Below are 18,010 nucleotides of genomic sequence, written 5' to 3'. Positions count from 1 at the left end.
TCTTGTTAAGTTGATAATGTTCGAATTAAATTGGAGTAATCCTCTTTAATATCATTGCTTTCTTCTTTTAAATCGGCAATTTTACGGCATGCATGTAGTACCGTGGTATGATCTCTTCCACCAAATCCATCTCCAATTTCAGGGAGGCTTTTATTGGTTAATTCTTTAGCAAGAGCCATTGCCACTTGTCTAGGTCTGGCAACTGAGCGAGAACGGCGTTTAGATAATAAATCTGAAACTTTGATTTTATAATACTCAGCCACCGTTTTTTGAATATTTTCAATAGTAATCAATTTTTCTTGCAAGGCAAGTAAATCTTTTAAAGCATCTTTTACAAAATCAATGGTAATTGATTTACCAGTAAAATTTGCATTCGCTATGACCCGGTTAAGCGCGCCTTCTAATTCACGCACGTTAGAACGTAATCGTTTAGCTATAAAAAAAGCCACTTCTTCAGGTAATTTTATTTTATTCTCTTCTGCTTTTTTCATTAAAATAGCAACGCGAGTTTCAAGTTCTGGTGGTTCAATGGCAATGGTTAATCCCCAGCCAAAGCGTGATTTTAAACGATCTTCAACGCCATTAATTTCTTTCGGGTAACGGTCAGATGTTAAAATAATTTGTTGATTACCTTCTAATAATGAATTGAAGGTATGAAAAAATTCTTCCTGAGAACGTTCTTTATTAGCAAAGAATTGAATATCATCAATGAGTAAAGCATCAACTGAACGGTAATAATTTTTAAACTCTTCAATAGCATTATTTTGCAATGCTTTTACCATATCTTGAACGAAACGTTCTGAATGCATGTAAACAACTTTGGCATTCATTTTTTCATCCATGATTTGATTACCAACTGCATGCAATAAATGGGTTTTTCCTAAACCGGTTGAACCATATAAAAATAGCGGGTTATAAGCTTTCCCCGGATTTTCAGCAACCTGTTTAGCTGCCGCAACGGCAAGTTGGTTTGATTTACCTTCTACAAAGCTACTAAAAGTATGCTTATGGTTAATACCGGAATGATAAGTGTGATTGTTCGTTTCTTTCGTTGTTTTCCATGTCGGAACAATATCGGTTTTAGGTTTGCTTTGTTGAGATTTTTTCTCTAAAGATAAAGTCGATCCAACTTCAAGATATAATTTCAGTGAATCATTATCAAAAAGTTTATTTAATAGTTGAGAAATAGCAGATAGGTATTTATTTTTTACCCAATCTAACACAAATCTATTAGGTGCATAAATATAAAGTTTGTCATCGACCATTTCCGCTTGCAACGGGCGTATCCATAAGTTGAATTCCGTTGTAGGAAGCTCTTCTTGTAATTGAGAAAGACAATCTTGCCAAATAGCGGTAGGCACAGTAACTCCTTTAACTTTATATTACTAACAACGTTGGTAATAATTATAATCTGTTTTGTGGATAAATTATAGATCAAAGGTAAGATATTATTTAGTTGCTAACAACAATAGCGGAACAAAAAACCCGGTGAAAACCGGGTTTTTGAGAAATAAACAAAAATTAATTTGTTGTATTAGTTACTTGAACTTCTTGAACGTTACGTGCTTTAACTTCGATTTCAACACGACGATCTGGTGCTAAACATGCTTTTAATTCAGCGCCACGAAGTGCATTACATTTAGTACCAGTAACTGGTTGAGATTTACCCATACCACGTGCACTGATGATTTCTGCAGGAACGCCTCTAGCAACTAAATATTTCATTACAGAGTGAGCGCGTTGTTCAGATAATTTTTGGTTGTAATGTTCTGAACCGATACGGTCAGTGTGACCAATTACAACGATAGCACTTTGAGATGGATTAATTTTCACTAAAGTAGCTAATAGATTATCTAATGCTTGACGACCTTCTGCTTTTAAGTCAGCTTTAGCGTAAGCAAATAGAACGTCTTCATTTAATACATAACGATTTACTTCAGTTTTGATTTCAACTGGTGCCGCAACAGCAGGAGAAGCTAAACGGTAAGTAATACCTAAGCTAACAGTACCAGCGTCTGGAGATGCGTCAGTTTTAGTATGAATATGTTGAACATATTGGTACTCTAAACGAGTAGAGAAGTTTTCATCAAGACGATAGTCAAGACCTAACGCATAAACTGGAGATACGTCAGTTTTTGTACCGCCACGACCATAAACATCTTTAACATCGCCGCCATTTTTCCATTTAGCGATAGTTACCATTGCACCTGCACGACCGTAGATATCAAAATCATCAGAGATGAATGATAATGGGTAGCTTAATTTACCAGTTAAAGATACGCCTTGTGCATTGATTTTGCTGTTACCAGCAGCATGACCATTACCTGTACGGTTGTAAGATCTTTTATATTTAGCAGAACCTAACCAGTCGTAACCTAATTCAAATGCTAAGTATGGGTTAGCTTGGAAACCAAGGAATGCACCACCAGCAACATTGCTGCGGTTAGAAGTTTTGATACCAGTATCATCAAATGCACGAACTTTGTTCGCATCTAATCTGTAAAGTTCTGACCAACCTAATTTAGCACCTGTATAAAAAGTGTTATCTTCATATGCTGCATTAGCTGCAGTAGCAGTTAAACTTGCAACAGCAATTGCTAGAGCTAGAGTTGTTTTTTTCATTTTTTGCCTCAACTTATTATGTTGTAATAGACGTTGTTTAATTTGTTTTTATTTAATTATGATACACATAATCTAATATCGATTATAGCACATATAATATACAAATCCATAACAAAAGATACTAATGTGTTAAAAAGATATTATCTTATCGTTAAATTATTTGATTAATTGTAATATAAAAATCGTTAATTGTATTTGCTAACGTATTAGCCATAATGAAAAAATCAGCTTCGAGTCGTTTATCCATTTCATCAGATCCGATATCTTCATTTTCATCTAAAATAGCTGAGTCAAATTTGATTCGCTTCAAAGTTAAATCACTATTAACGATAAAATTAACGCCTCGTTCATCAATGATTTTGATTTTAGATATCCATTTTCCCGATTCAAAGTGAACAAGCATTTCATCACTGGTAATATCTTGATTTTTACAACTGATAATGCCGTTTCCTTCCAGCGGATCTTTTAATTCGGCTTGATCGCCTAATAAAAATGGAGCGAAGTTGAGTTTTTCTTTAACCCAAGTTGTCATTACTTGCTCAAGAGGGGTATCAATAGATAGTGGTGTTAGTGCCAACGCCCCTAATTGTTTACGCAAAATGGCTAGAATATCTTCTGCTTGCTTGAAACTACTACAGTCGATAATGATTCGTTTATTATGCGTATCAATCCAAAGCCAATAATGATTATATTTGCTAAATGCTCTGGGCATTAAGTCAATCATCACTTCATCTTTTAGTGTTGCTTTTTCGTTTTTGGTTAATTTTCGACTTAACGCTTGTTCTTGTTTATCTATTTTTTCTAATAATGCTTGTTTGATTACCGGAGCGGGAAGAATCTTAGACTCTTTTTTAATCCGTAGTAGTAAATGCCCCTGCATATCAACAATATAATCTTCATTATTATTATCATTATAAGGAGACACCCAACCAGTTTTAGAGGTATCTAAGTTGCCACATGGCGTGAAAGGTGCGGATTTAAGCGCCTTTTCAATGACAGCTTTATCAAGCAAACTATCACTATTAAGCTGGTAAATAATGGCATTTTTAAACCAAAGCATATTTAACTATTTCCTAAATTTTGGGTGAAATTCATTTTAACATGAAGCGTTTCAAATAAAGGTTTATCAAAAATTAAGTCGTTATCATTTTATTGTTAAAGTTAAATAAAACTAAAATAAAATGATTAAAATTTATAAGATAACCCCATATAAACTGAAGTTAAGATACTATTGTCAACCATTGGGCTATCTGCTGCATCACCGGTTAATTTTTCAATATGGACGCCGCCAAAAGTGGCAATATTATCGGTTAATGTATATTGTGCTACTACTTCCAGATAAGGTGTAAAAGAGCTGTTCGCACTAAAATGATGTAAACCTGATCGGAGCGACTCTTTATTCGACACACCATAGTAATAATTATTATGTTTACTATTAGCCCAACTGACACCAATGGTAGGTGCGATAATTAAATCGCCTTGTATATAAGGTACGGTATAATCAGCATTAAACAAAATGCTATTACTTTCATTAAGTACATCAGCCCCAATACTGGTCGAAAAGCCTCCCCAATCGGTTACGATCGAGTATTCAATTTCAGCCAGTACTGTTGTATGTCGAGTATCAAGTTGTTTGAGTCGATGATTATCTGAATCATGTGGTTTAAATTCATTTGATAAATAGCGGGCACCTAGGGAAATACTTTGGTTATTCTCATTATAAAGATAAAAACCGGCAGATAAATCATCAATAAAAAATAGACCATTATCGTAATCTATATGTGGCACCGGATAAAAACTGGCGCTATAACTTTTATAAGGTGAATTTGACCAACCAACACCGACACCAATTGAGGTGGGATCAGCAAAGGTAAATTGAGTGTAGCCTAGAGTAATGATGGATAATATCGCAATCACACAGCGTTTGTTAGTAAATTTATTAATCCTCATAAACTGACCTATTTATCATCAAATATTATTATGGTTTTGTTAGCTGTGATTTGTCGTCACACAATCTATACATTAAATGTACATTGTAACAATCAATTTTCTTGAATAATAATGCCACATTTTATCGTGTTTGAATATGGATTAGTGAGATAAATTATGAGTAAACCAACTTTAGAAATGATTAATCGTCGTCCTGATGATGCAACACTACTTGCCGACGAAGCAAAATATTGTTCTTTTGGTGATACTGTACACTATGTTGAACCGCCAAAGATTTTTGATGGTTGTGAAGGTAGCTACATGTATGACAAAGAAGGTAAACCTTACCTTGACTTACAAATGTGGTACTCGGCATGTAACTTTGGTTACGCTAATGAGCGTTTAAATAACGTTCTTAAAAAGCAAATTGATACCCTACCACAATGTGCTAGCCAATATTTACACCCAACTAAAATTGAATTAGCTAAAACCATTGCCCAAGGTATGGAACAGCGTTTTGGTTACCAAGGACGAGTCCATTTTAACGTTGGTGGATCACAATGTATTGAAGATTCATTAAAAGTTGTGCGTAATGCAACTGGCGGTAAATCGTTAATGTTTGCTTTCCAAGGTGGTTACCATGGACGTACTTTAGGTGCATCTTCTATTACCTCAAGTTACCGTTACCGTCGTCGTTATGGTCATTTTGGCGATCGTGCAATGTTTGTACCATTCCCTTATCCGTTCCGTCGTCCTAAAGGTATGACAGCAGAAGAATATGGCGAACACTTAGTAGCTGAGTTTGCCCGCCTATTTGAAACAGAGTATCACGGTGTGTGGGATCCGAAAGTAGGACAAGCAGAATACGCAGCATTTTATGCAGAGCCTTTACAAGCAACCGGCGGTTATATTGTTCCACCACGTAACTACTTTAAAGGACTCAAAAAAGTTTTAGATCAATATGGTATCTTATTAGTTGTTGATGAGATCCAAATGGGCTTTTATCGTACAGGTAAACTTTGGTCTATTGAACATTTCGATGTTAAGCCTGATGTTGTGGTGTTTGCTAAAGCATTAACCAATGGTCTAAACCCATTAGGTGGTTTATGGGCTCGTGAAGAGTTGATTAATCCAGAAGTCTTCCCGGTTGGTTCAACGCATTCAACATTTGCCTCAAACCCACTAGGTACGGCTGTTGGTCTTGAAGTGTTAAAAATGACCTCTGAAACTGATTACGAAAAAATGGTTATGGAGAGTGGAGCTTACTTCCTTGAAGGTCTTAAAACACTTGAGAAAAAACATAAAGAAATTGGTGAAGTTGATGGCTTAGGTCTTGCGCTTCGTGCTGAAATTTGTACTGAAGATGGTTTTACAGCTAATAAGGCTTTAGTTGATAAAATGGTTGATATCGGTATGTCAGGCGATCTTGATTGGAAAGGTAACAAAATGGGCTTAGTGCTTGATATTGGTGGTTATTATAAAAACGTCATCACTTTTGCACCGTCTCTACATATTACCCGTCAAGAGATTGATCAAGGTATCGAATTACTTGATCAATTAATTACACGAGCGAAAAAAGAACTTTAATTATTAAATTCTGATCATCCCGTCAACATTCGTTGGCGGGAACACAATTTACACCAATCATTAAAAAAATATGAAATATATCAATCAGCTAGAACCTAACGAAATTGTCGAAAATTTTTTATTGCATCCGCCAAAGGATTTTTCGGCATGGATAAATCAAGATGACGTGCCGATGTTTAGTGCTAAGTTTGATTTGTTGACGACTGCTGATGATGATTTTAAACATAAAGTACAAAAAATACCTTTCTACAAAAAATGGCAGCATTGGTTACAACCGAAAACCTGTTTTGTTGGAACAACAGTTTCTGAATATGGATTACTGACTAACAAAGTTACGGCAAAACAGCTGGCAGATGATTTAAAAAAAGCTTATACCAAACAATATCCGTTTGTTATTGTTAAAGATCTACCTTTAGATTCTCCTTTACTTAGTGAACAAGATAATCAATATTCAACGGCGCTTATTTCTGCTTTAAAAAATTTAGGATTTATTGAAGTTGAAGGGCAGGCTTTGGCTTGGCTAGCTATTGATTTTGATAATATTGATGAAGTTTTCTCGCGTTTTTCTTACAGTCGTCGTAAAAATTTTAGACGTAAATTAAAATCACGGGAAAAACTAGAGATTAATGTTTTAAATAGCGGAGATGACTGTTTTTTTGATCAAGCCATTTTAGATAAATATTATCAACTTTATCTGAATGTCTATGAACAAAGTGAAATTCATTTTGATCAATTAACCAAACCGTTTTTTATGCAATTATTACAAAGTAAATCAGCACAAGCACGTATTTTTACTTATTATCATAATAATGAATTAATTGGATATAATATCTGTTTTGTTGTCAATAATATGCTGGTCGATAAGTATATTGGTATGGTGTATCCGCAAGCTAGAGAACTAAATCTCTATTTTGTTAGTTGGTTTGTCAATCTACAGTACGCTCTTGAACAAGGGTTTAGCCACTATATAGCCGGTTGGACTGATCCTGAAGTGAAAGCATCATTAGGCGCTAATTTTACGCTAACTAAGCATTTAGTTTATATCCGTAACCCATTATTAAGATTCATATTAAGTAAACTGATTGGTCACTTTGAAAGTGACAAGGAGAAAGTAGCATGACATGTCCTGTTATACTTGACTTCGATCAGAGTGTGGGTGAAATAACGCCTGCAACGACTATTGATGTGACAAAATGGCAAGACACTATTCGATTTGGTTGTTCAAAGAAGGCTTTTCGAAAATTTGATGCACAACTTCAACAACTTTTACCGGCACATTATGGAACAGTTTTGCTGGGAAGTGGTGATTATCATCATATTTCACTGTTACTCATTGAGCGTTTAGCTAAGCAATATTCCGCCGACAATCCGATTCAAGTCGTCATTTTTGATAATCATCCGGATAATATGCGTTATTTGTTCGGTATTCATTGTGGTTCATGGGTTAGCTATGTTGCCAGCTTACCCTTTGTTAGCCATGTTCATGTCTTAGGCATCACCTCTAATGATATCGGTCTATCTCATTTTTGGGAAAATAGATGGAAACCACTTTTTCACAAAAAACTGACTTATTGGAGTTTGGATGTCAATGTTAAATGGGCTAAAAAAATTGGTTTGGGCCATGCCTTTCGCCATTTTGACACGCCTGATGATCTGATTGCCGGTTTCTTATCTGAACAGTATCACAGTGCTGAGCCGATCTATCTATCCATTGATAAAGATGCACTAAGTGAGAAAGTCATTCATACCAATTGGGATCAAGGACAACTACAAACCTATCATTTGCTTGATACAATATCATCAATTAAGCAGCGTATTATCGGCAGTGACATTACCGGTGAACTGTCAATTTGGCAACCGACTAATTGGTTTAAACGTTTGCTTAGTTCGTTAGATAAACAACCCGCCATCTCCCCGGATAAATTAAACGATTGGCAGCAAGAGCAGCATCAGCTTAATTTAACGCTATTAAATGCATTAGCTTAAATAGTAAGGTAACAGCAACAATAAGTCGCGGCATTGTGATGGTATGCCGCCGACATTATTATCTTTAAGATTTGAATTTAGTGTGCATGGTTATCTTTATTTTGCTTAGCTATCTGACTTTCAGCTAGGGCTAAAAATAAAATTCCCGAAATAATCAGTATGGTGCCAATCAATTTATATAAAGTGATTTGTTCATTAAACAACCAAATCGACGCAATCATTACCGTAACGACTTCAAAATGAGAGGCGGCAAAAGCTGGTCCTACCGGCGCCTTTTTTAATAACGTCATCCAAGTGAAAAACGTTAGTACATACCCGGCAATGGATATATATATCCATGGGTTGGTAAATACTCTTACTAACCATTCAATACTCATTGCCAATGGTTGAGCGTGGATAGCTGTTAATTTAAAGCTACATTGCGCAATAGTGTCAAAAAATAGAAGGACGGTAAAACCAATCAAATAGAATCTAGCCATATTAAGACATCCCAACAAAGATCACACCGGCTGTGATTAGTAACATACCAATGATGCGATAAAACGTGAGTAATTCTTTAAACAGCACTCGACCGACTAACATTATGGTAATAATATTAAACGAGGCAAGCAGTACACCTTGTGATAATGGCACTAAGGTCAAAAATGCTAGCCACAATAAAAATTCTGCAACATACGAGACGATACCGATCCAAATCCAATGATTTTTAGCCAAATCAATCCAATAATACCAACCATCTCGATTGTTTGGCGATATCGCTGCATATTTAAAGGCAACTTGCCCCAAAGTATCAAAACAGATATTGCTGACCCAAAGGAAGATAACTAAAGGTGTCATTATGCTGTTGTTCCTTGCGCAATTTCATTGAAAAATGAAGCACATTCTTTGATAACTTCACGGCGCTGACTATCGATAGTAATTAAGTGATAACTATCATTGAGTACAACTAATTTTGTGGATCCCGATACCTTTTTTTCAACCAATCTGGCATTAGTATCAATATTGGCAATATCATCATTGCCTGAGTGCATAATCAAACAGGGCGATGTAACTTTAGGCAGTGCTTGACGTACATTTTTAGCTAATAATTGCATTTCTGCTAATGCCGGAAAAGGATTGCCCGCAAGTCCTGCTGATGCCGCATCACCACTTAGCATACTTTCTGAAACTACCGCACGAATTCTTTCATCTTTCAGACCGTAAGGCGGTTTTTCGATAAAAGAGACTTTTTGAAAGAGGCCGAATTTTTTTAAATAGACCAACAAAAAGAAGAATTTTTTTGCCCAAAAAGGCATACTCCAACCGTCATAATAAAATGTTGGAGCCAACACGCCAACACCTTTAATTTGGTTTGGTCTATCAGCGGCAAGTTTAAGTGCCAGCAGTGCGCCCATGGATAATCCTGCTACAAATAGGTTATCTACGTGTTGAGCCAAATAATCTGCGCCATCTTGCACGCTTTTATACCAATCTTGCCATGTTGTTTTACAAAGATCTTCTTCGGTACCACAGTGGCCAGCTAATTGAACGGCATAAACTGTGAATCCTGCTTTATGTAAACCATTAGCTAATATTCGCATCTCATTAGGTGTGCCGGTTAATCCATGAATTAAAAGCACGCCATTTTTATTGCCTGGTAAAAAATAAGATAAATCTTCAATTGTACTCATTATTGTTCCTGTATCATTTTACCATCATAACTGGGATAAGCGCTTGCTGAGACTGTTTTAACGCTTCAGTTACATCAGCAAAACTTTTAATAGCACAGTGCTCAATGTTATTGTTTTCACAATATTGAATAAGTTTGTCTTTGGCAAAAACTAAATCCACATGATGAGACACACAATAGTCAGATGTTCCGTCGCCAACATACAGAATTTGTGGAAAATATTGCTGTTTTTTGACATGATTACATTTGCAATTACCACTTTGTTTGATACAGTCCTTATTTGCATAAGGAAATTCTAAACGCCAGCTTCGCTCATTATCATGCAATAATTTATTGGCAAAAATCGGTAAATTCTCAATACCGTGGCGTTTTAACACAAATTCGATTGCATAATCTAAGCCGTCACTGACAATATGCACCGGAATGTTATTTTTTTCGGTATAATCAACAAAGGATTTAAACGCCGGATCAATTTCAATTTGCGACAAAACTTCGTTAAGCTCTTCTAAACTGGCATCCATTAGTGCGATCTGTTTACTCATACACTCTTGTGAACCAATTTTGCCACTAACCCATAGTTCTTCAAGCTCATCACAGCCATCTTGACCAAAATGGCTTAGCAAAGTATCAGTGACATCTTTAACACTGATTGTGCCATCGAAATCACACAATACAATCGGAGTTCGATGTTGTGCATAAGCTGGAGAAAAAAGATGATTTGCAATTGATGAAAAATTATTCATGTTTAAAATAAAAATAGCCTATTTAAATATATTGGCGCAAATTTTCTCATAGAGTTGCATTAAACTTTGTAGCCTCTTTGTATATATTTTGTAACGAGCAGAAAATTGCCTGTATAATAGAGTCTCTCTAAGTACAAGCTACGGTAATGAGAAAGACTAATGAGTGAACATATATTAATCATCGAAGATGACGAAAAGCTAGCCAATTTAATTCAAGTTTATCTAATTCGACAAGGGTATCTTGTTGATTGGCATAATAGTGGTAAAGGTGCTGAAGAAAAAATCCAGGAAATCAATCCCGACTTGGTCATTTTAGATGTGATGTTACCCGAAAAGTCTGGCTTTGATATCTGCCGAGATATACGAACATGGTTTACCAATTATATTTTGATCATGACAGCTAGCGAAGATAATATCGATGAAATTGTCGGTTTAGAGTTAGGTGCTGATGATTATCTGGCAAAACCGATTGAGCCAAGATTACTGCTGGCCCGTATTCGAGCATTACTGCGTCGCAAACAAATTGAATCTGATAAAGAGAACGCAAAAGATCAAGTTATCACATTAAACAATAAATCCATAATCTTTGATAATCTGATTATTGACGGTGAAAACCGCAAAGTACTACTCGATAATCAAGAGATCGATCTGACTACAGCAGAATTTGATCTACTTTGGTTATTAGCCAGCAATGCCGGCAAAATCTTGTCGCGCGATGATATTTTTTCGCAAGTCAGAGGAATCGATTTTGATGGTAGTGACCGATCGATTGATGCACGTATTTCAAGATTACGTCGCAAACTGCTTGATGATCCGGATAACCCGTCACGAATCAAAACTGTTCGGGGTAAAGGCTATTTATTTATGCGAGAGGGAGATAATCATTGAGACAACTATTAGCTAAACCGCTATTTTTCAATCGTCGTATCGTATTTTATCTTATTATCTTACTTTCATTACAATGTATCATTGCCTATGGTGCATTATTAGTTTTCGACTCATTGCCTTCATCATTAACTGATATGCCCGATGACCATGTTGTGTTTCGTGAATCACAGCGTGGTACCGTTAACTTGATTCGCAAACAAATTGATGAAAACAAAGATAAACCTCTGCAAGAAGTGGTAAACGAATTACAGCCCTATTTTGGTTATCCAATAAAAGTGTTATCGGCCAAAACGCCATTACCTCATTCGATAAAAAAAGAATTAGAGCAACTCGATTTTGCTTATGATGGCGACAAAGAGGTGGTGTATATGGATCTCAATAATGGCAATATACTCCAATTGGGGCCAATTTTAATGCGTGATATTTTAGAATCAAATACCATGTCATTAAGTGTCTTTCTTATTATTTGGGCGCTGTTTAGCGCAATTGTCTTTTTTATTTTAATCTATTTTGCTTTTAGCGCAGTATGGAAAGATTTAGTCCATATTAGACAAACCGCTGAGCAACTCGGACAAGGTAACTTAAAGGCTAGAACTCATAATGTTAAAGGCTGGTTGTTTAAACCACTCGCCAATGTTCTCAATAACATGGGAACCCATATCGAACATTTAGTGAGTACCAATCAAACCATTTCTCATGCTATGGCGCATGAGCTAAGAACACCTTTGGCACGAATGCGTTTTGAATTAAGTATGCTTGAAGAAAGTGATAATGAGCAGGAAAAGCGACAGCTTCAAAAAGGGATAAGTGATGATATTAATGAACTTGAAACGCTGATTAATGCCAGCTTAAGTTACTTTAAGATGCATCAAAATAATATCGAATTAAATTATACAACTGTCTGGTTAAAACAGTTAGGCGAAAAGATTTGCCAGTCGCTAGAATTATTTAAACCGCAAGGTTTTGAATTAGTCTGTAATTGCCAAGATGCACGGGCTAGCGTTGATATAAACCTTGTTGAAACGATTGTTAAAAATTTATTACTCAATGCGTTTAAGTATGCAGCGCATAAAGCGGTATTAAATATATCTAAACAAGAAAATAGAGTCATTTTTGAAATTGATGACGACGGTGCCGGGATCCCATTTGATGCCCGTGAAAAAATCTTTATGCCATTTGCCAGACTCGATACCAGTCGAACTCGTTCAACGGGTGGATATGGTCTTGGGTTAGCTTATGTAAAATTAATGGCAGAATTTCATGGTGGTAAAGCCTTTGTCGTCACCAGCCCGCTGGGTGGTGCCAGATTTGTTGTTTCTTTAAAATCGGGTGATGAATAAGCTATCGTTATTGTCATGAGTCTAAAATAGCTCATTAACCAAACCGAGTCAAAATAGTTATTAGCTGACTATTTTGTAGGCTTAATGACAAATAAAAACGCAAAATTAAATAGTGTTTTTTATTATCGCCAGCTATCAACTCAGTTAGGATTGCAGCCATGCGCTTTGTCAAAAAACGTCACTCATATGCGATTGTTATCGCTTAGTAACACTCAATCGTTTTGAGTAAAAATAGCCAGTTACACACAATTAAAAGTATGATCAACAATATTTAAAAATGATGCATTAGATATTATTCTTGACAAGAAGTTTCAGAAAATGGGGGTGTTTAAGCAAAAAATATTTGAGCGAATTTAAATACCCGGTTTTCCCATTTCAGAAAAACAAAAAATTTGTTATATTCTTTGGTCAAAATGATAAAGATGACAAAACTAAGTTTAAATTCGTCATTAGTAAACAAATAATCAGAGGTTTTTTATGAGCGGTTCACTACCGACAGAGACTGAAACTCGTCCAACTAACTTTATACGTCAAATTATTGATGCCGATCTGGCTGCTGGAAAATATAAAACCACGCATACCCGTTTTCCGCCTGAACCGAATGGTTATTTACATATCGGTCATGCTAAATCAATCTGCTTAAATTTTGGCATAGCCCAAGATTATCAGGGTAAATGTAATTTACGTTTTGATGATACCAACCCGGCTAAAGAAGATATTGAATATGTTGAATCTATCAAAGAAGATGTACGTTGGTTAGGTTTCCAGTGGGACGGTGAAATCTGTTACTCATCTGATTATTTTGATCGACTTTATGAGTATGCCATTGAGCTAATAAATAAGGGGCTTGCTTACGTAGATGAACTTTCAGCCGATGAGATTCGTCAGTATCGCGGTACGCTTACTGAGCCGGGTAAAAATAGCCCATACCGTGATCGAAGTATCGATGAAAATTTAGCGCTATTTATTCAAATGAAAGAAGGCAAATTTGCTGAAGGGAAAGCTTGCCTAAGAGCCAAAATTGATATGGCTTCGCCGTTTATTGTGATGCGTGATCCGGTGCTCTATCGAATTAAATTTGCTGAACATCATCAAACCGGTAATAAATGGTGTATCTACCCAATGTATGATTTCACTCACTGTATTTCTGATGCGATTGAAAATATCACTCACTCACTTTGTACACTTGAGTTTCAAGACAATCGTCGCTTATATGATTGGGTATTAGATAATATTACAATTGAAGCTCGACCTCATCAATATGAGTTCTCACGATTAAATTTAGAGTACGCAATTACTTCAAAACGTAAATTAACTCAATTGGTATCAGAAAAAATAGTTGATGGCTGGAATGATCCACGTATGCCTACGGTATCGGGTCTTCGTCGTCGTGGTTATACACCTGCATCGATTCGAGAGTTTTGTCGTCGTATAGGGGTCACTAAACAAGAAAATACTGTCGAAATGAGTACATTAGAATTTTGTATACGTGAAGACCTTAACGAAAATGCACCTAGAGCAATGGCAGTCCTTGATCCGGTTAAGGTTGTTATTGAAAACTTCTCCGATACTATTGATGAAGTCCTTAGCTGCCCAAATCACCCTAATCGTCCTGAATTAGGTAACCGAGAAGTGACATTTACTCGTGAAATCTATATTGATCGTGCCGATTTTAGAGAAGAAGCAAACAAAAATTACAAACGCTTAGTGTTAGGTAAGGAAGTGCGTTTACGTAATGCCTATGTCATTCGGGCTGATCGAGTTGAAAAAGATGCGCAAGGCAATATTCAAACTATTTTTTGTAGTTATGATCCCGATACCTTAAACAAAAATCCGCAAGACGGTCGTAAAATTAAGGGGGTTATTCATTGGGTGTCGGCTAAATTTGCTAAACCGGCTGAAATCCGTCTATATGATCGCTTATTTAATACGCCAAATCCGGGAGCTGCGGAAGATTTCTTATCCACTATTAACCCAGCTTCTTTAGAAATCAAACAAGGCTTTGTTGAGCCAAACTTACAAAATGCTAAAGTTGGTCAAGCATATCAATTTGAACGTGAAGGTTACTTTTGTTTAGACAGTAAATATGCAACTGAAGATCATTTAGTCTTTAATCGAACAGTAGGTTTGAGAGATAGCTCTAACGTAGCATAATTTATAATCATTGCCGACCGATGTCGGCAATTTTTCTTTTTCAATTTTTTATTAAACAAATTTAAAAAAATTTTGTTTGAGATAAAAATTGCTGATCGCATAAGACCTTTGCGGTTAATCTTCCATTGACGATATCTATTGGGCAGACACGTTAATAAGGCATCTGCCTCCTGTTGATATACTTTATGATTAATTTTATTCTTTATCCTTAGCGTTGTTTTCGGAAGGTAATGGTGCACAATAACCAATAATCAACATAAACAAAGCGAGGCCAATAAAGGCTAATGCATTGGCCAATCTATCGAGTTCGTTGTAATCAACAAATATCGATTTTATGATAACTATCGCTTGAATACTTACCCCGGTATACCAAATACTCCGCTTTGAAAAATGATTGCCAATGATGACTAATATCACTGCACTTAACATCCAAAATAGTGAAATTGATACCTGTATGAAATTATCTTGCCATAAATAAAGAGCTGGCCAAACGGTATCTGTTGCTTGAGCTAAAGCATGCAGTAAAATACTATTTACCCAGAAAAAAATAAGCAAGTTAAGTAGTATCTTTGAAGTATTCAAAGAAATATTATCCGTATCTAACTGTAAAATATGTTCCTTAACTTTTATCCAAATGCCGAGCATTATTATGCCAAAAATGGCACAGGCCTCTAATGGATTAAATATTGGGATAACATAACCGTGAATGATATCTCTACTCAAGATAAGTCCTACGGACAACTGGTATACTATCAAGATAACGACAGGCAGTAGACCGACTGTCCAATAATATTTCAAAAGTGATTGTTTTGTCGTGGTTTGGTACTTAATGAGTAGATAGAAAATTAAAATAATACAACTTTCACAAGTAATGATAATGCACCATTTCAGCGAATAACATTCTACTAATTGATTAATTAAATGCATTATCTCACGATAGAATCCAATGAAAATCATAAAAAATAAACTAAGATGCAATAAAATAAGTAATGCATGAATAGTTTGATTTTCTGATTGAACATTATTATTGGAGGTCAATTTTTTAAGACTATCTAAATAATAGTAACAACTAATTAGGGCAATAACCCAAACTAAATTCCAAATATCAAAATTTAAATAGTAGTAGTGATAGAATTTACTAAACAACAATATTGAAGGTATAACAAACCATAAAATAAAGACTGAATACCTGAGCGCTTGCCAATTAAGTATCTTGCCAAGTAAATACCATAACCAAGTTGACACTGTAAAGCCTAACAGATAAGGCATAAGTATTGATGGCATATTATAATTGGTAATTTTAGGTGCGCTAATTGATATCATTGCAATCCATATTGCTATTGTAAAAACTAAATACCCTATTTTAATAAACATAACATAATCGATATTCTTTGCATAATAATGCCATAAACATCCGTTAATTAATAAAGTTAAGCTAGTAATACTCAAGATTGAAATGGTTAAAATATTATTAGACTCTATCGTTTCAATAGCCCCACATGTATAAATGAAACTTATGAAAATAATAATGATATTTAATGCAGCCATACGATAGCTTTTTTTAGATAACATTATCCAGCCCACTGCGCTTCCACCGAGTAATATAAACAAAGAAGTTAAAGACATATCGACGACGAATAGTATGATGAGTGAGCAAAAGGTAACACCAATAGCAAGCCATGATAAAAAGAGTTTTTTTTCAGATGTTAACCACAGACGAAATATAAGATAAGCGCCAATAATATAAAAAAGGCCAAAAGCTAATGCTGAGACTAATGGTCCAAACTGCCATTGACAGGTAATGGAATATTGCAAAATAAAACCTAACAATGGTGTACCAAATAGTAAAATAAAATCACCCCAATTTGGATGACGTTGATGCGTCTGCGTTTTTGTCAAAGGTAATAAAGTCGCCAAAATACCGTAAATTAGCATATTAACAATGATATATATCTGCCATTGTGTATAAATTTCAGGACGAAAGTGCTCTTTTAATATGAAAATTTGTGGAATAAAAGAGAAGAAAAAACCAATTAAAATAAGGATTCGCCAGGATTGAATAATATTAATAACCAAAATAAGACTTGATAATATTAGATAATAGCTAAATAACACAATCAAATTATCCAAGCTATTGGATAAAACCATGGGCGCCAGATAGCCACCGATAAACGCAATGAAAGTTAAAGTTTGCGCTTTTTGTAAAACAGCAAATAAAATATTCACTGCACAAATCAGTACTAACAATAGAAAAGCCAGTGTTAATGGTATAAATCCATACAATAGGTAGGCGGCAAAGGTAATAAGGTATAAAATAGCAATGGCACCACCTTGTAAAATAGCGGCATATATTTTACGTTTATGTCTTAATTTCCAACCAATTATTAATAAACCAAAACTGATAACTAACGCACCCAAAATTATTAACTCAGGGGTAATTTGTTGATGTTGAAAAATATAATTAAATAAAGAACTCAATCCTAAAAAAAGTATCGCAATACCCAGTTGAGTAATCTTATTTCCGATGATAAACCAACTAAAGAGCTTATAACTGAAACTAGTTTTAACTACTCGATGAGATTTATTGAGCTTATTTGCCGCTTTATTATTTTGATCACTATTTATAGATGAGGCGTGATGATTAATCTTTGTCTCTGTGGCTATTTGACTGGATTTGTTAGTACTATCTATTTGTGAGGTCATTGATAGTGATTGTTTATCTAAAGTTGCACAATCTAACGGCTTACAATTGTTTCTATCTGCAACGATATTCTCTAGCGTAAGCTGTGATAGCTTTTTTTGTAACTCAGCCACTTGTTCTTGTTGAACAGTAATATACTGTTTCAAAAAAGCAATAATACAAAGTAAAACAATGATGATTATAAAAACGAGTAAAGCAAAAATAAACTCCACTTTATTATTCCTTATATTTTAGAATGGGTACTAATGAATGATCTTTGTTTTAATTATTAGTTAGAAAAGAGGCTAATTTTTTATCTTAATCTACAGTAAATCCTTAATTACTCAATAGGATGATTAAATTTCATACTTACCTAATAATATTAAGCCGCTTAAAGAGCGTAACTAAAAGT

General features: G+C 35.1%; 15 protein-coding genes. 6 read left to right on the top strand and 9 right to left on the bottom strand.

Annotation, left to right across the window (positions count from 1 at the left end; genetic code table 11):
- Positions 1–5 precede the first annotated feature (5 nt).
- The 4 genes from dnaA to J3U42_RS07825 form a co-directional block, all read right to left on the bottom strand.
- On the bottom strand, positions 6–1,361 hold the full coding sequence (dnaA, locus tag J3U42_RS07840; RefSeq protein ID WP_267336155.1) for a chromosomal replication initiator protein DnaA: 1,356 nt from the start codon (positions 1,359–1,361) through the stop codon (positions 6–8).
- 160 nt (positions 1,362–1,521) lie between these two features.
- On the bottom strand, positions 1,522–2,622 hold the full coding sequence (gene ompA, locus J3U42_RS07835) for a porin OmpA (protein WP_220218709.1): 1,101 nt from the start codon (positions 2,620–2,622) through the stop codon (positions 1,522–1,524).
- Between the two features lie 151 nt (positions 2,623–2,773).
- Entirely contained in the window at positions 2,774–3,682 is a 909-nt protein-coding gene (locus tag J3U42_RS07830; RefSeq protein ID WP_267336154.1) for a recombination-associated protein RdgC, read from the bottom strand.
- A gap of 125 nt (positions 3,683–3,807) precedes the next feature.
- Complete coding sequence (locus J3U42_RS07825; RefSeq protein WP_220218711.1) at positions 3,808–4,572, bottom strand: MipA/OmpV family protein; 765 nt, start codon at positions 4,570–4,572, stop codon at positions 3,808–3,810.
- Positions 4,573–4,728: 156 nt separating this feature from the next.
- Between J3U42_RS07825 and J3U42_RS07820 the strand changes: the two genes are divergently transcribed.
- The 3 genes from J3U42_RS07820 (at position 4,729) to J3U42_RS07810 (ending at position 8,124) form a co-directional block, all read left to right on the top strand.
- Positions 4,729–6,138, top strand: a complete 1,410-nt coding sequence (locus J3U42_RS07820) for an aspartate aminotransferase family protein (protein ID WP_220218712.1) — start codon at positions 4,729–4,731, stop codon at positions 6,136–6,138.
- Positions 6,139–6,208: 70 nt separating this feature from the next.
- Entirely contained in the window at positions 6,209–7,258 is a 1,050-nt protein-coding gene (locus J3U42_RS07815) for a GNAT family N-acetyltransferase (protein ID WP_267336153.1), read from the top strand.
- Positions 7,255–8,124, top strand: coding sequence for an arginase family protein (locus tag J3U42_RS07810; protein WP_267336152.1), 870 nt, complete (start codon positions 7,255–7,257; stop codon positions 8,122–8,124). The genes J3U42_RS07815 and J3U42_RS07810 overlap by 4 nt, the downstream gene beginning before the upstream one ends.
- Before the next feature lie 77 nt (positions 8,125–8,201).
- On the opposite strand, the gene J3U42_RS07805 is transcribed toward J3U42_RS07810, so the two are convergent.
- Genes J3U42_RS07805 through J3U42_RS07790 form a run of 4 tightly spaced genes read right to left on the bottom strand, consistent with a single transcriptional unit; the run spans position 8,202 to position 10,536 of the window.
- A complete protein-coding gene (locus tag J3U42_RS07805) occupies positions 8,202–8,603 on the bottom strand; it encodes a DMT family transporter (protein ID WP_267336151.1) in 402 nt (133 codons plus the stop codon).
- Between the two features lies 1 nt (position 8,604).
- Positions 8,605–8,961, bottom strand: coding sequence for an EamA family transporter (locus J3U42_RS07800; protein WP_220218716.1), 357 nt, complete (start codon positions 8,959–8,961; stop codon positions 8,605–8,607).
- Positions 8,961–9,794 carry an alpha/beta hydrolase gene (locus J3U42_RS07795; RefSeq protein WP_267329472.1) on the bottom strand — a complete coding sequence of 278 codons (834 nt, stop codon included), beginning with the start codon at positions 9,792–9,794 and terminating at the stop codon, positions 8,961–8,963. The genes J3U42_RS07800 and J3U42_RS07795 overlap by 1 nt, the downstream gene beginning before the upstream one ends.
- Before the next feature lie 13 nt (positions 9,795–9,807).
- Positions 9,808–10,536 carry an MtnX-like HAD-IB family phosphatase gene (locus J3U42_RS07790; RefSeq protein ID WP_220218718.1) on the bottom strand — a complete coding sequence of 243 codons (729 nt, stop codon included), beginning with the start codon at positions 10,534–10,536 and terminating at the stop codon, positions 9,808–9,810.
- 159 nt (positions 10,537–10,695) lie between these two features.
- On the opposite strand from J3U42_RS07790, the gene J3U42_RS07785 reads away from it, so the two are divergent.
- The 3 genes from J3U42_RS07785 to glnS all read left to right on the top strand — a co-directional run bounded on the left by J3U42_RS07785 (position 10,696) and on the right by glnS (position 14,918).
- Positions 10,696–11,424, top strand: a complete 729-nt coding sequence (locus J3U42_RS07785) for a winged helix-turn-helix domain-containing protein (protein ID WP_220218719.1) — start codon at positions 10,696–10,698, stop codon at positions 11,422–11,424.
- A complete protein-coding gene (locus J3U42_RS07780) occupies positions 11,421–12,764 on the top strand; it encodes an ATP-binding protein (protein ID WP_267336150.1) in 1,344 nt (447 codons plus the stop codon). Before J3U42_RS07785 ends, J3U42_RS07780 begins: the two co-directional genes overlap by 4 nt.
- Before the next feature lie 477 nt (positions 12,765–13,241).
- The gene (gene glnS, locus J3U42_RS07775) at positions 13,242–14,918 is read left to right on the top strand and encodes a glutamine--tRNA ligase (RefSeq protein ID WP_220218721.1); all 1,677 of its coding nucleotides are present in this window, start codon (positions 13,242–13,244) and stop codon (positions 14,916–14,918) included.
- Between the two features lie 195 nt (positions 14,919–15,113).
- Here the strand turns inward: glnS and J3U42_RS07770 are convergent, their stop codons facing one another.
- Complete coding sequence (locus J3U42_RS07770) at positions 15,114–17,831, bottom strand: DUF2339 domain-containing protein (protein WP_267336149.1); 2,718 nt, start codon at positions 17,829–17,831, stop codon at positions 15,114–15,116.
- Positions 17,832–18,010 lie beyond the last annotated feature (179 nt).

The sequence above is a fragment of the Gilliamella sp. B2923 genome (assembly GCF_026536565.1).
Classification (GTDB): domain Bacteria; phylum Pseudomonadota; class Gammaproteobacteria; order Enterobacterales; family Orbaceae; genus Gilliamella.
The sequence above is the reverse complement of the archived record's forward strand: the minus strand, read 5'-3'. Positions and strand labels throughout refer to the sequence as shown.